The organism is Anaerolinea thermophila (assembly GCF_020723905.1).
GTDB classification, from domain to species: Bacteria; Chloroflexota; Anaerolineae; order Anaerolineales; family Anaerolineaceae; genus Anaerolinea; species Anaerolinea thermophila_A.
This window is the reverse complement of sequence record NZ_DYHZ01000002.1, coordinates 100,634-115,387: the sequence shown is the minus strand read 5'-3', so window position 1 is coordinate 115,387 and position 14,754 is coordinate 100,634. Positions and strand designations below refer to the sequence as shown.

The window sequence follows — 14,754 nt, the reverse complement described above, 5'->3', positions numbered from 1 at the left end:
AGGAAGCACAAGACTTCCCTTTACAAACGGGACAGCCCATTCCCATCGGTGCAGAGGGCTAAATGGTTCCACAGGAACCTCCCCCTGATCGGGGTTTTATGCGACCCCTTCATCGGGCGAGAGGCTCCTTTTCATCCCTTTATCGGCTCTTTCAATCTCTACAGGAAAACCATATCCTTTCGGGGTTGACTACTTCCGCACTGCGGGCAAAAAGACCTTGAAGGGATAGATAACTACCGGCGCAGGTACACTGCTGTACCCTGACGTTCCATCCCCTAACTGACCGTACCGGTTATCTCCCCAGCACAGCACCCCGCCGTTGTCCGTCAGCGCACAGGTATGATCTCCACCCGCGGCTACTGCTCTCACCCCGCTGGAGAGGCCGCTCACTGCCACGGGCGTCAGTCGCTCCTCCCTCGTCCCGTCCCCTAACTGACCATACCGGTTATCTCCCCAGCACACTGTCCCGCCGCTGTTCTTCAGCGCACAGGTGTGATTTTGCCCCACAGCGATGCCAATCACCCCGGTGGACAGTCCGCTCACCGCCACAGGCGTCAGCCGATCTTCCCAGGTCCCGTCCCCTAACTGACCATACCGGTTGCTTCCCCAGCACACCACCCCGCCGCTGTTCTTCAGCGCACAGGTGTGGTACCCACCCGCGGCTATCGATCTCACCCCGGTGGACAGTCCGCTCACCGCCACGGGCGTCCGCCGATCCTCCCAGGTCCCGTCCCCTAACTGACCGAACCGGTTGCTTCCCCAGCACAGCATCCCGCCGTTGTCCGTCTTTGCACAGGTGTGATCCCATCCGGCAGAGATCGCAACCACTCCGCCGGACAGTCCGCTCACCGCCACGGGCGTCAGCCGCCCCAACGTCGTCCCGTCCCCTAACTGACCATACAAGTTGGTTCCCCAGCACAGCACCCCACCACTGTCCGTCAGTGCACAGGTGTGACTGTACCCCGCGGTTATCGCAGTCACCCCGCTAGAGAGACCACTCACCGCCACGGGCGTCAGCCGCCCCAGCGTCGTCCCGTCCCCTAACTGACCGTACCGGTTATCTCCCCAGCACAGCACCCCGCCGCTGTTCGTCAGTGCACAGGTATGGTACCTTCCTGCGGCGATCGCAACCACCCCGCTGGACAGTCCGCTCACTCCCACAGGCGTCCGCCGATCCTCCCTCGTTCCATCCCCTAACTGACCATTCCAGTTATCTCCCCAGCACAGCACTCCACCACTGTCTGTCAGCCCACAGGTGTGACTGTACCCCGCGGTTATCGCAGTCACTCCGCCGGACAGTCCGCTCACCGCTACAGGGAACACGCGGTACCCCAGCGCTCCACCCCCTAACTGACCATTCCAGTTTTTGCCCCAGCACAGCACCCCGCCGCTGTTCGTCAGCGCACAGGCGTGAGACCCACCTGCGGCGATCGCAATCACCCCGCCGGTCAGTCCGCTCACTCCAACAGGCGTCAGCCGGTTCTCTCTCGTCCCGTCCCCTAACTGACCATTCCAGTTATTTCCCCAGCACAGCACTCCGCCACTGTCCGTCAGCCCACAGGTGTGACCATCCCCTGCGGCGATCGCAATCACCCCGCCGGAGAGACCACTCACCGCCACGGGCGTCAGCCGCCCCGACGTCGTCCCATCCCCTAACTGACCGTACCGGTTGTCTCCCCAGCACAACATCCCACCGCTGTTCGTCAGCGCACAGGTGAGACCGTACCCCGCAGTGATCGCAACCACCCCGCTGGAGAGACCGCTCACTCCAACAGGCGTCAGCCGCTCCAATGTCGTCCCATCTCCCAACTGACCAAACGCGTTGCTTCCCCAGCACACCACCCCGCCGCTGTTCTTCTGCGCACAGGAGTGACTGTACCCTGCGGCTATCGCAGTCACCCCGCCGGACAGTCCGCTCACCGCCACGGGCGTCAGCCGATCCTCCTTCGTCCCATCTCCCAACTGACCATTCCAGTTATCTCCCCAGCACACCACCCCGCCACTGTTCTTCAGCGCACAGGTATGGTACCCCCCGGCGGCGATCGCAATCACCCCGCTGGACAGTCCGCTCACTCCCACAGGCGTCAGCCGCCCCAACGTCGTCCCATCCCCCAACTGACCGTACTCGTTATTTCCCCAGCACAGCACCCCGCCACTGTCCGTCAGCGCACAGGTGTGACTGTATCCCGCGGTTATCGCAGTCACCCCGCCGGAAAGTCCGCTCACCGCCACGGGCGTCGCCCGATCCTCATTCATTCCGTTTCCTAACTGACCGTACTCGTTATTTCCCCAGCACAGCACTCCCCCACTGTCCGTCAGCCCACAGGTGTGACTGTACCCCACGGCTATCGCAGTCACCCCCTCAAGTGGTTCGAATGTCAGGAGGCGCCGGGCAGAGATTCCTTCCCCCAAACGCAGAGCGTCCCTGCTCTCCTCCAGCGCGGAGAAGACTGCCTCCTTTCCCCTCGCTTCGGACTGCTCATTTCCCAACCGGGCAACTTCCCCATACGGAGCAAACGCTGAAATCAACAGGAATAACAGTCCCATCACGAAAAAAAGGTTCTTTTTCATTTGTGTCCCCCTTTTCCTAATCTTTGATCTTAAGAGGTGAACTTGTAATCAATGTAACTTATTGTAGAAGGAAAATCAATCATTTCTTTCCCAAAACCGGACATGAATCTGGACAACAGGCTGATCATCCGGATTTTGGTTTAGGCCAAACGTTTCAACTGCGGGGCTTCTCTCCATCCCGTGAGGGAGGAAAGCCAGCCCGGTTGTTTCCAGGCGCTTTCAGGAGGAGAAAATCAGCGCCACATTAAAAAAACCGTGCCTTCCTCTTGCAGAAGGCACGGTGAATCAGGCGTGATTTAATGTTTACTGCGCGCTGGACATCGCCGGGCGGAACTTGTAGCCGTACACAATGATGCCCTTTTCATCGCCATCATCGCGAATCCGGCGGGTGACCATCTCCACGGGCATACCAATCTGCACCGGCTGATCGCCCAGATCGGTCAACTGAGCAGTCACAATGGGACCTTCTTCCAGTTTAACCAGCGCCACCGCATAGGGCAGGTTCTTTTCATAGCCTGCGGGGGCGTCGTTCATGACGGTAAATGAGAATACAGTGCCTTTACCGCTAAAGTTAAATTGCGTCTTGGCTTCGCCGCCGCAGTTCGGGCAGACATCCCGCGGAGGGAAGATTTTGGCTTCACAGTGCGGGCACACCTCGCCCACCAGGGCGTAACGCTGTTTACGAATTCTCCAATGGCGTGGATTTTCCATCTTTCTTACTCCTTTTCTCTCGGACCATTAAGCCGTGTTCTTTTTGACAAGTTCAAGGTTGACTATAGGGCTGCGTGGCTCTCAATGGCTATCATTGTCGCCTGAAACCCTATCAAAACCTATCAAATTTCATCCGTTGACCCGTTCCAGCACGTGCGCTACCGCCGTTGAGGCTGGACCGCCCAGATTCTGCACCAGCGCACGGCGTGCGTTGGGGATCTGATTGCTCCCCGCCTCGCCACGCAATTGTAAGGCTGCCTCAACAACCTGATAGATCCCGGCGGCGCCCAGCGGATTACCCCGCGCTTTGAAGCCGCCCATAGTCAGAATCGGCAGTTTACCATCCCGCCGCAGAGTGCCATCCTGTCCCAGTTTCCAGCCCTCGCCGCGCGGCGCAAAACCCGCCGCTTCCAGCGAAAGCACCGCGTAGATGGAGAAGGAATCGGTCAATTCGAAGAAGTCCACATCCTGCGGAAGAATGCCCGCCTGGCGGCAGGCTCCTTCGACGGAGAGCCGCGCGGCATCGAACGCCAGCGGATCAGTGCGGTCGTGCAGGGCAAGGGTGTCGCTGGAAACGCTGGAGCCCGAAACCTTCACCAGCGGATGCCTGATCGACTCAGGAACAAGTTCTCGACGGGTGAGCACCACCGCCGCCGCACCGTCGGCATAGGGCGCCATGTCCATCAGGTTGACCGGTTCGCTGAGCATGGGCGCACTGTCATAGGCTTTCTGGTTGATGGGTTTACGGTACATGGCAAAGGGGTTGCCCACAGCGTTCTCATGGGCAAGGATGGGGAAGGCTGCAAAGGCTTCCCGCGGGGCTTTGTACTCGTGCAGGTACAGTTGCATCACCAGCCCCGCCTGGCCCGTCAGGGACAACCCCTGCGCCAGTTCGTAGTCGTAGTCAGTGCTTTCAGCAATGGCGCGTTCCAGTTCAGGTCCAACGACATCGGTGATTTTTTCCACACCCACCACAATGGCTACATCCACAAACCCGGAGGCAACCGCCAGATACCCCAGGCGAAACGCTCCACCGCCTGAAGCCCCTGCCGCCTCCACGGTGATACCCTCAATGCCCGTCAGATTGCTCCAGTCGGGCAGAAGCGCACCCAGATTGCTCTGATGCGATACCGTTGGAGCCAGCAGGTTGCCAATGTACATGGCTTGCGGCTTCAACCCACCGGCATCTTTGATCGCCGCCAGCACTGCGCGGGTAGCCTGCGAACGCAAAGAAACATCCCAGTGTTCCCCAACGGGGATTTGACCAACACCTGCGATGACAACGTCGCTCATACCCTTACCCCATATCAATCTTGCCGCGGAAGCGGGCGTAGGTAGCGTAATCAATCTCGGTACGGCGGGCAATGTAGTCGGCAGTCCGCGGCGCCAGATTACGCCGCGCTTCGATTTTGTCCGTTACCACCCAGTCAAAGGCATCCGAACCGGCACCCGAGCCAAAGGAAACCACCAGGATGCGGTCGCCGGGTTGGGCAACATCCAGCACCGCGCTCAAGCCCACCAGGGCCGCTCCGGCATACGTGTTGCCGATGACCGGCGCAAGCAGGCCGGTTTTGATCTGCTCATCGCTGAATCCCAGCAGTTGCCCGGCACGCTGGGGAAACTTGGTGTTGGGCTGGTGGAAAACAGCAAAGCGGTAATCTTCCGCGCGCGTGCCCAGTTCTTCCATAAGGGCTTTCCCGGCTTCAACAATGTGTTTGAAGTACGCCGGTTCGCCGGTGAACCGCTGACCATGCTCCGGATACTTCTGATTGGCGCGCCGCCAGAAATCGGGCGTATCGGTGACATACGAATACGAGCCATTGAACACTGCCAGAGCATTTTCCGCCGGACCGACGATGTACGCCGCTCCGCCGGAAGCGGCGGTGTACTCCAGTTGATCGCCGGGCTTACCCTGTGCCGTATCCATGCCAATTGCCATGGCGTAATCGCCCATGCCCGATCCCACCAGAGAAATCGCAGCCACCAGCGCCTCGGTGCCGGCTTTGCAGGCGAACTCCCAGTCTGCCGCCTCAATGGAGGGACCCGCGCCAATGGCTTCTGCCACCACCGTGCCGGTGGGTTTGACGGCATACGGATGCGATTCTGAACCCACCCACACAGCACGCAAGAGGGATGCGTCCATCTGCGCCCGCGCCAGCGCGTTGCGCGCGGCTTCAATGGACATGGTGATGACGTCCTCATCCAGCCCGGCAACGGCTTTTTCTTTCACCGGACCGCTGCCCTTACCGCCTTCCCACACCCGCGAAACTTCGCTGGCAGGCAGGCGGTAGCGCGGGATGTATGCACCATAGCCGATGATTCCCACCGGTCGGTTCGATTTCAATACACGTCCGCTCATAACGTTTTGTCCATCCTCTCCAGAGTTATGAAGTCAGTTCTTTCAAAATTTCCTGGGCGCGGTCAATGCGCACCACTTTTTCTTCAACCATTCGGCTGGCAACCCGGTCAATCAGGTCCCCGCTTGCCCCTGCAGCAATGGCAACCTGCCGGGCATGAAGAGTCATGTGTCCGCGCTGAATGCCCTCGGTTGCCAGCGCCCGCAGAGCCGCCAGATTCTGCGCCAGCCCCACCGAAACGATAATCTGCGCCAGTTCGGCGGCGCTCTTCACCCCCATCAACTGGATGGCGGCGCGCGCCGCAGGATGCACCCGGGTTGCCCCACCCACGATGCCCACTGCCATGGGCATCTCCAGCGTCCCCACCAGATTACCCTCGCGGTCTTTGCCCCATGTGCTCAATGAGGTGTAGCGTCCCGAACGGGCGGCGTAGGCATGCGCGCCGGCTTCCACAGCACGCCAGTCGTTGCCGGTGGCAATCACCACCGCATCCACGCCGTTCATGATACCCTTGTTGTGGGTAGCAGCGCGGTAGGGATCAGAGGCGGCAAACGCCCATGCCTCGATGATGCCGTCACGCACGCGCTCGCCAGCGTAGTCGCCAAACGCCAGCGCTGTCACCGGGATGGTACAGCGCGCCCGTGCCACTCGCCGCTCGGCAAGGTTGGTGAGGATGCGCAGGTGCACCCGCCCCCCGCTGATTTGCTCCACCCGCGGAGCCAGGCGTTCCATCGCGGTGTTAACCGCATTGGCGCCCATGGCATCGCGCACATCGTAAATCAAATGCACCACCAGATAAGACCCAATGGGCGAGTCGGCAATCAGACGCACCTCCAGATCCCGCCCTCCCCCGCCCAGTTTTGCCAGCACGGGATCCACCGCAGTGGCTTCGTCGAGCAATTCCTGACGATGCTCCAGAATCTTAAGACGGGCGCTAGCCGGGTCGTCCAGATCCAGCACCTGCATTTGACCGATCATCTCCGGCGCGCTGGTGGTGGCAAAGAAGCCCCCGCCCTGCAACGCCAGTTTCGCCATGAAAGAGGCACTGGCAACCACCGAAGGCTCTTCCAGCGCCATGGGCACGAGCACATCCCGTCCATTGACGCGGAAATAGCGGGCAATCCCCAGCGGCAAGCCGTACACCCCGATGACGTTCTCAATCATGTGGTCAGCCTGCTCGGGAGTCAAGCCGGGCAGTCCACTGAGCATCTCCACTTCACTCAGGGGAATGCCTGCCTGCTCGGCAACCCAGCGCCGGCGCTCCTCCAGCGGCAAATCGTAAAACTTCAAACCCGGCTCAGCCATTCTCATCCTCCAACCTGTACATGGTTTGTATAACCAATATACTTTCTTCTACCCGTAGAAAAAAGGTCAAACTGCTTTATATATAAGGTTTCGACACTGGCAAAAACTATCAGGATTGGTATTGATAGGGAAAAAGCCATTCATCCCCCAAAGTTTATGGGAATGGATGGCTAATGATGGAACAGGTGAGAAAAAAACCTTCCCTCAGGGACAGGCAGGGACTTCCAGGAGAGATGAAAGCATCCCATACTGCCGGATACCCTGTTCGACCTTCCACGTCTTTTGAGCCTCGGTGCAATTGCCCGCGCGCATCTCCTGTTCCCAAAGCCACGCCAGCGCTTCCAGTCGCCCATCCTGCGGAGAGAGGAACAGGAAATTCGGCGGTATATCAACGGGAAACACGGCACGATCAAGATATCCTGCCAGATAGTACCCCCGCGAGCCGGTGAAAACCCGCCCCAGCCCATCACGGAGGTAACGGGCACTGCGTAATGCCCAATCCATATCTCCAACTGCCAGAGCCACCCGCCACTCTGCCACTTGAGGTGAAAAACCTTTTTCACCGGCGGCACGGCTGAAGGCAATCCACTGCCGGGCTTTGTCCATCTTGCCCGTTTCCAGCGCAGCAAGTGCTTCCTGCCAGTAGAAAGGATCCTGGCGCGGTAGACTTGCGTCATCCCTCGCCTGACGTCGTAGAAGAGTTTCTTCCCAGAAAAGACTGCTTGTCAGCAAAGGGTCAAGACGCAGACCCTCGCGATAGGCTTCCAGTGCCTGTTCCTGCCAGCCCAACTGTTCGGCAATCCAGCCAGCATACAGCGCAAACGAGGGCTCATTTCTGGCGCGCGCCCGCGCCTCTTTGATGGATTGCCACGCCGCTTCCAATTTCCCCTCAGCAACATATATCCCTGCCAGAGTAGCATGCCAGTGCGCGGGAGCAGGTTCTTCTTTCAATACACTTTCCATGCGCTGACGGGCAAGTTCGAGCCAGCGTGTATCTCCACTGGCTTGCCATGCCCACGCCGCCGCCATTCCCGCCTGCTGACGATATAGAAAATCCGCAGGATTTCGCCGGACGACTTCCTCATACCGCAATGCGGCTGAGAGTGCATCCCCCTGCTGAAATGCCTGCGCCGCCTTCACAGCAGGCAGAGCTCCCCACCATGCTCTTACACCCAGCCCGATGACAAATACCATGGGCAAAAGTAACCAGATACTTCGCAAGGGCAAGCGCGGCGCATTCGGCTTTCCGTCATCCCACGCCATGGCGGTAATCAATACGGCTCCACCTATAATAACCGGAGAGAAAGAAATATCATCCCCAATCCCATGCGCGATCAGGGTAAGCAGCGACGCCATAAATACCGCCCTCTCCATTCGGAGAGGGGAATTGAGCGGAGTATGCCGCCAAACCATCCATAAACGATAGAACAGTTTCACGATCAGAAGAATAAACACGACCAGCCCGATAATGCCAAACTCTGTGAGCACCTGAAGGTACACATTATGGGCATGCGGTGCCAGAAATCCTCCGGGAAAATCCCGGCTGTGTTCTAAGTACGCTAACATGAAATTGCCTGCCCCAACGCCCGTGAGTGGATGTTCCCGCCATGCTTGCAGGACAAACCCCCAAATGCCTGTGCGCGATTGCGCCAGTGTGCCTGCGCCATGTGAAGGGTGAGCGCTAAAATACGTGTATCCCAGTCTTGCAACCCCAAAGGCAATCACAAAACACAGCACCACTACCAGTACCATGCGCTTCCAATGGCGCCGTAACACTTCCCAGACTTTGTGCCGGACGTCCCAGCCCCAAAAGAGCATCAGACTTCCCCAGCCAACCAGAGCGCCCAGCCAGCCAGAGCGTGAACTGGAAAAAGGCAACGCAAAGGCGTACAGTACAAGCCAGAGGAAAGCGCCTGTGCGACGCCCCACCCCACCACGGCGTAAATGAAGTGCTGCCAGAGGAGCATAGAGATTCATCACTGCCATGAAAGGATTGGGATGCCCAATGATGCTGATCACCCGGTAGGGAAAGGGAGGAAGAATGGAACGACTACCAGCCACCTGCCAGAAGCCTTCGTACCACCAGAAAATTTCTGCCACTGCCATGGCGCCCACCCAACCGCTGACCAGCAAAAGCCCATCCACAACCCGCTGATGTGAAACGCCACGACCTAACAACACCAGCGCGCCGTAAAACAGAATGACATATCCCGTGGTCATGGCAAGAGGCTCCCATCCCCGTTGCGGATGGCGAGCAAAAGCCAGTGAAAGCCCCCACGCAATGGCTCCCAGCACAAAAATTCCTTCCAATCCGGTGCGCGGGAGCATCTCTTTTCCCATGCTTCCCACAAAGACGAGGCTCGCCACTGTAAAAAACACCAGAGAGATGCCCCACATCACCGGGCTGAATTTCCAGAGAACCATATTCCCGGTAGCAAGAAACATCCCAGTCGCAACGCTCACGGTGATGAGAGTATTTAGAACGCGGGTTGTGCGTGAATCCGTTTCTGATAGCATTTCCATTCTCCTCACAGACGTGCATCTCCATTGTACTGAAGGTGCAATATCAGCGCAAAGTCTTACAACAATAATCCAGTCAATTAATTTCATTGTGCGCTATTCCATCAGGGTCGTTCCATGTAACCTTTTGTCTCTGACCGCATCCAATAACTGATTAAACAATCAGAAACTGGGAGATAAAACACTCTTATGGAAATGATCATCGATTTTCCCGGCGGCGCCAAAGTGGACGCCCATTTTGGTCAGTTTACAGTGAAGACCGACCAGCCCCCCATGGGCGGCGGAGATGGATCCGCGCCCGCGCCCTTTGAGGTCTTCCTTGCCTCTATCGGTACCTGCGCAGGCATTTACGTGCTGGGCTTCTGCCGTCAGCGCGGCTTGCCCACCGAGGGCATTCGCATTATCCAGCGGGCGTACCGCGATTTCACCACCGGTTTGATCGGCACCATTGAACTGGAAATTCAAGTTCCGCCCACCTTCCCGGAGAAGTACCATGAATCCCTGGTGCGCTCGGCAAATATGTGTGCGGTCAAGAAGCATCTGGAGAATCCGCCCAAATTCAACACCTACACCCGTGTTGTGGAGTAAACAGTAAAATCCCTCTGAAGTTCAGGGGGATTTTTTATCCATGTTCGCTGACGCAAGCCTGCACGGGTGATATACTACACACGGAGCGGAATCTTATGACAACCTACGTGCAGGTTGCCGTCAATCTTACAACCCTTCCCGAATTGTACGATTACCACGTACCCGCCGAACTGGAAGGCAAAATCCAGCCGGGCAGTCTGGTGGTCGTGCCGTTCGGCAGGCAGGTGATGCAGGGCGTGGTCTGGCGTTACGTCTCTGCCCCACAGGTGAGCGAAACTCGCCCCATCGGTGCACTTCTGGACCCGCAACCGGTGCTGACGACGGCGCAACAGCAACTGGCGGAGTGGCTTTCACAGCACTATCTGGCGCCGCTTCCAGCCTGCATTGCGCTGATGATCCCCCCCGGGTTATCCCGTCAGGCAGATACCCTTCTCTCTCTGCGATTGGAGGCTCTGCCGCCTCTGGAAAGCCTCTCCCCCATTCAGCGGCGGCTGGTGGACTTGCTGAAAGAACGCGGCGCTTTACGCGGCGCTCAAATTGATACTCACATCAAAGGGGTAGACTGGCGCCCTGTCGCCCGCCGCATGACCCAACGCGGCTGGCTGGAAGCCAGACCCATCCTGCCTGCCCCGACAGTGGCGCCCCGCCGTGAGCGCCTGATCACCCTTGCCATTCCCCCTGCACAGATCGAAGCCCACTGCACCCGGCTGGGACGTCCCGGCACTGCCGCATATGAACGGCGACTGACCCTGTTGCGGGTGCTGGCGGCTCAACACGAGCCAATGGCTCCGGCATGGCTGTTCACCGAAGCCGGTGGCGGCACCAGCGCCGATCTGCGCTGGCTGGAAGAGCACGGCTTGATTCGCTCGCTGGTGGGCGAGGTGATTCGCAACCCGCTGGAGCGCATGGATATTCCCCCGTTGAGCGAGGCGCCGCAGTTGACCGGCGAACAGCAAGCCGTCTGGGACGAGGTGCAAACCGCCCTGAGGCGCGTGGAAAACGGGCAGAGCAATCCTCCGCACATTCTGTACGGCATTACCGGTTCCGGTAAGACGGAAATTTACCTGCGCGCAGTGGAAGAAACCCTGAAAATGGGCAGACAGGCTCTGATTCTGGTACCGGAAATCTCGCTCACCCCACAAATGGTACAGCGTTTTGCGGCACGCTTCCCCGGACAGGTGGGCGTCATCCATTCGAAACTCTCACAGGGTGAGCGCTACGATACCTGGCGGCGCGCCCGCGCCGGTCAATTGCCCATCATTGTCGGTCCGCGTAGTGCCCTGTTCACCCCGTTTCCTCAACCGGGGTTGATTGTGGTAGATGAGTTTCACGATGAGTCCTTCTACCAGGATGAATTACCGCCCACCTATCACGCGGTGGAAGCCGCGCTGATGCTGGCACGCCTGACCAACAGTCTGATCCTGCTCGGCTCTGCCACGCCCGACGTGTCTCTGATGGAGCGGGCGCAGCGGTCTTCGTGGCGCATCCTGCACCTGCCCGAACGCATTCTGGCGCACCGTCAAGCCGTGGAGAAGCAACTGGAACGGCTGGGGAAGGTCTCTCTGCTGAAAGTGGGAGAAGGGGAGAGCGCCCGCCTGGACCTGCCTCCCGTGCAGGTGGTGGACATGCGCCAGGAACTCAAAGCGGGTAACCGTTCTATCTTCTCCCGCGCGCTGGAGAACGCCCTGGAAGAAGTGCTGGAAAAGCAGGAACAAGCCATCCTGTTCCTCAACCGCCGCGGGAGTGCCACCCATGTGTTTTGCAGGGAGTGCGGCTTCACCCTGCGCTGTCCGCGCTGCGAAGTTCCGCTGGTGTACCATGCCGACGCCACTGCGCTGATCTGTCATACCTGCGGCTATTCCCGCAAGATGCCCACCACCTGCCCGCAGTGTGCCAGCCGTGCCATCCGTCAGGTGGGGTTGGGCACCGAGCGAGTGGAAGCCGAGGTCAAAGCGCGCTTTCCGGGTGCCCGCGTCCTGCGCTGGGATGCCGAGACCACCCGTCTGAAAGGCACACACGAACTGCTCCTGCGGCACTTCAGCCATCATGAGGCGGATATCCTCATCGGCACGCAGATGATTGCCAAAGGGCTGGACCTGCCGCTGGTCACTCTGGTGGGCGTGATTCTGGCAGATATCGGGCTGACCCTGCCGGACTATCGCGCCGCCGAACGTGGTTTTCAGTTGCTCACGCAGGTTGCAGGGCGCGCCGGGCGCAGTCCGCTGGGCGGCAGGGTGATTCTGCAAACCTATATGCCCGGTCACTACGCCATTCAGACTGCCAGCCGGCACGATTACAATGCCTTTCTGGAGCGCGAACTGCACGAGCGGCGGCGACTGGGCTACCCGCCCTTTGTCCGGCTGGCACGGCTGGAACTGCGCCATGCCGACCCGACACACGCCCGCGAGGAAGCCCATCGCATGGCAAATCAAATTCATGCCTGGATAGAGCAGAGCGGAATGACCACTCTGGAAATGAGCGGTCCAACGCCCTGCTTCTTTGCAAGGCGCGCCGGGCTGTACCGCTGGCAGATCATCCTGCGCGGCGGAGATCCGGCGGCACTGCTGCGCGGCAAGCCGCTGGAAGGCTGGCAGGTGCAGATTGACCCACCCTCTTTGCTGTAGGAAACCCTCTCTGGATGAAGGAAAGCAAAGGAATTTTCTCTGAGAACAGGACATGGCATCCTCACAGGGAGGATGCCATGTCGCTTCGGAGGAAAACCATTTTTATACGGTTGCCGGCTCTGGCTGAGATTGCGGCACGCGGAAGCCTTTCTGAACAAAATCCTTCTCCCATGCCGGCGCTAAAATCTGCTGGACACAGGCCGCGTATTCATCCAGCGCCGGAGCCAGTTCGGTGAGCAGCGTCTCTGCGCCGGGGTGCGTGGGATAGGGATGATATTGAGCGGCGATCTGCCGGAAGACGTGGGGGTTGTCAATCAACTGGCAGGGTAACAGCAAATTGGGGTTGAAGGGTTGCCGCTCGCGGATAGCGCGGAAGAAGGGCGTATCCAGCGCCTCGCGTAAACTGACCTGATGAATGTTGTGCGTGGCAAAGTGTGTGAAAATGCACGGCTCGACATCTCCGCGCGAGTTGATGTGAAAGTACTCCTTGCCTCCGGCAATGCATCCGCCCACCCAGGGGGCATCGTTCCAGAAGTCAATCACGAAGAGCGGGCGGGTATTGCGGATGCGCGCCGCGCCGTTGAGGCGCATCCATTCGCGCTGAGCAGGTGTGGGCATCAACTCCGGATTGGGGTGATCGCCTACCGGCATGTACATGAAATGCCACCCGATGAAGGCGCCCTGCTCCACCAGCCAGTCGTTGAAGGCGTCACTGCAGACCGTTTCCAGATTGTGGCGGGTGACCATGCTGGAGAAGCCAAAGAACACACCGGCTTGATGCAGGTCCTGCATCGCCCGGCTCAAACGCTCAAAGGTGCCGGTGCCGCGGCGGGTGTCAGTCTCCTCGCGGAAACCTTCCACGCTGATCATCGGAGCAATATTGCCAAGTCGGGCAATGCGCTCAACAGTTTTCTCGTTGAGCAAAGTTCCATTGGTGAAAATCATGAAAGCCACATCCGAATGTTGTTCGCACAGATCAAACAGTTCGGGGTAGACGAACGGTTCGCCGCCCAGCACGGTAACCACATAAATGCCCAGTTCCTTGCCCTCGCGAAGCAGACGGTCAAAAGTCTCGGCGGGCAGGTCATCTTTGCGGGTGTAATTGGCGGCGTAACAGCCTACACAGTGCAGATTACAACGCATGGTGGGGCTGATGAGCATGGTAAAGGGCGGTCGGAAGCCTTCCGTTTCCATCAGGCGGGTGCGCACCTGTGCGGCGGGACCGTAACTGTTGTTGAAGACCACATTGCGAATCAACGCGCGCTTGACCTGCGGATTGCACTCCTTCAAAAAACGGCGAATCAACAACGCGCCGGGGTGCTTTTCCTGCCACAACCGCCGAATGGCGGGGATTTGCTGTCGGGCGGTGGGGTTATCTCCGGCGATGTGCTCAGCCAGGGAAAGAATACGCTCCACATCCGAATCGGATGCGTGCTCCAGTAAGGTCAGCAGGGCAGACAGGCTCTGCTCCTGCGCAAGCCGGGAAAGGGAATTCCATGCCATAAGTACCTCCTTGAGAAAAACGGCATTCCATCAAAGTTTCGGTATGATTTTGCCCCGTTTATTTTAAAGTATATAGTGACACTCTACACTATTTAACACCTGCCTTTTTTCCCATCCCGCCTGCGCTGAATGGATTCCGGTTACAATAAAAACAGAAATGGAGTGGAGGACGTATGGGGCAAGGTGGAGAGAAACGCAATCCAGATCGCATTCCCATGCGCGAACTGGAGCGGTTAACTGGCTTAACGCGCATGACCATCAACTTTTACATTCGGGAAGGACTGCTGCCCGAACCGGAGAAGACCGCGCGCAACATGGCATACTACAACGCCGAGACGGTCAGCCGTCTGCGCCTGATTCATCAGTTGCGTTCGCGCTATGGTCTTTCCCTGACCCAGATTCGGGAATTACTCACCCACTCGCTGGAAGAAAACCTGCTAAGCCTGGCGCTGGAAGTACGCAACCGCGTCTTCCGTCCGGCGCGCCGACCCGTGAGGCACAAACGGTTTCGCGCGAGGAATTACTGCATAAAACCGGGCTAACCAATGCGCAACTGGAGCACCTGATTGCCCTGA

General features: G+C 58.7%; 10 protein-coding genes. 3 read left to right on the top strand and 7 right to left on the bottom strand.

Annotation, left to right across the window (positions count from 1 at the left end; translation table 11 throughout):
• Positions 1-189: 189 nt before the first annotated feature.
• From LHF31_RS03190 to LHF31_RS03165, 6 genes are all read right to left on the bottom strand, one after another.
• Positions 190-2,571: a hypothetical protein gene (locus LHF31_RS03190; protein WP_298007635.1), complete on the bottom strand. Its 2,382-nt coding sequence runs from the start codon at positions 2,569-2,571 to the stop codon at positions 190-192.
• A 303-nt stretch (positions 2,572-2,874) separates the two neighbouring features.
• On the bottom strand, positions 2,875-3,282 hold the full coding sequence (locus LHF31_RS03185) for a Zn-ribbon domain-containing OB-fold protein (RefSeq protein WP_298007633.1): 408 nt from the start codon (positions 3,280-3,282) through the stop codon (positions 2,875-2,877).
• Between the two features lie 129 nt (positions 3,283-3,411).
• A complete protein-coding gene (locus LHF31_RS03180; RefSeq protein WP_298007631.1) occupies positions 3,412-4,575 on the bottom strand; it encodes a thiolase domain-containing protein in 1,164 nt (387 codons plus the stop codon).
• Between the two features lie 4 nt (positions 4,576-4,579).
• A complete protein-coding gene (locus LHF31_RS03175) occupies positions 4,580-5,641 on the bottom strand; it encodes a hydroxymethylglutaryl-CoA synthase (protein ID WP_298007629.1) in 1,062 nt (353 codons plus the stop codon).
• Positions 5,642-5,666: 25 nt separating this feature from the next.
• Positions 5,667-6,944, bottom strand: a complete 1,278-nt coding sequence (locus tag LHF31_RS03170; RefSeq protein ID WP_303773536.1) for a hydroxymethylglutaryl-CoA reductase, degradative — start codon at positions 6,942-6,944, stop codon at positions 5,667-5,669.
• 204 nt (positions 6,945-7,148) lie between these two features.
• Entirely contained in the window at positions 7,149-9,461 is a 2,313-nt protein-coding gene (locus tag LHF31_RS03165; RefSeq protein WP_303773534.1) for an O-antigen ligase family protein, read from the bottom strand.
• A gap of 192 nt (positions 9,462-9,653) precedes the next feature.
• Between LHF31_RS03165 and LHF31_RS03160 the strand changes: the two genes are divergently transcribed.
• Together LHF31_RS03160 and priA are read left to right on the top strand one after the other, a co-directional pair.
• On the top strand, positions 9,654-10,052 hold the full coding sequence (locus LHF31_RS03160; protein ID WP_298007623.1) for an OsmC family protein: 399 nt from the start codon (positions 9,654-9,656) through the stop codon (positions 10,050-10,052).
• Between the two features lie 95 nt (positions 10,053-10,147).
• Positions 10,148-12,676, top strand: coding sequence for a primosomal protein N' (gene priA / locus LHF31_RS03155; RefSeq protein ID WP_303773532.1), 2,529 nt, complete (start codon positions 10,148-10,150; stop codon positions 12,674-12,676).
• Between the two features lie 102 nt (positions 12,677-12,778).
• On the opposite strand, the gene LHF31_RS03150 is transcribed toward priA, so the two are convergent.
• Positions 12,779-14,179, bottom strand: coding sequence for a radical SAM protein (locus LHF31_RS03150; protein WP_303773530.1), 1,401 nt, complete (start codon positions 14,177-14,179; stop codon positions 12,779-12,781).
• Positions 14,180-14,352: 173 nt separating this feature from the next.
• On the opposite strand from LHF31_RS03150, the gene LHF31_RS03145 reads away from it, so the two are divergent.
• Entirely contained in the window at positions 14,353-14,721 is a 369-nt protein-coding gene (locus LHF31_RS03145) for a MerR family transcriptional regulator (protein WP_303773528.1), read from the top strand.
• The last annotated feature ends 33 nt before the right edge of the window (positions 14,722-14,754 follow it).

Coding starts and splice junctions, on each gene's coding strand:
- LHF31_RS03190 (WP_298007635.1), bottom strand. CDS start 2,571: ATGAAAAAGAACCTTTTTTTCGTGATGGGACTGTTATTCCTGTTGATT.
- LHF31_RS03185 (WP_298007633.1), bottom strand. CDS start 3,282: ATGGAAAATCCACGCCATTGGAGAATTCGTAAACAGCGTTACGCCCTG.
- LHF31_RS03180 (WP_298007631.1), bottom strand. CDS start 4,575: ATGAGCGACGTTGTCATCGCAGGTGTTGGTCAAATCCCCGTTGGGGAA.
- LHF31_RS03175 (WP_298007629.1), bottom strand. CDS start 5,641: ATGAGCGGACGTGTATTGAAATCGAACCGACCGGTGGGAATCATCGGC.
- LHF31_RS03170 (WP_303773536.1), bottom strand. CDS start 6,944: ATGGCTGAGCCGGGTTTGAAGTTTTACGATTTGCCGCTGGAGGAGCGC.
- LHF31_RS03165 (WP_303773534.1), bottom strand. CDS start 9,461: ATGCTATCAGAAACGGATTCACGCACAACCCGCGTTCTAAATACTCTC.
- LHF31_RS03160 (WP_298007623.1), top strand. CDS start 9,654: ATGGAAATGATCATCGATTTTCCCGGCGGCGCCAAAGTGGACGCCCAT.
- priA (WP_303773532.1), top strand. CDS start 10,148: ATGACAACCTACGTGCAGGTTGCCGTCAATCTTACAACCCTTCCCGAA.
- LHF31_RS03150 (WP_303773530.1), bottom strand. CDS start 14,179: ATGGCATGGAATTCCCTTTCCCGGCTTGCGCAGGAGCAGAGCCTGTCT.
- LHF31_RS03145 (WP_303773528.1), top strand. CDS start 14,353: ATGGGGCAAGGTGGAGAGAAACGCAATCCAGATCGCATTCCCATGCGC.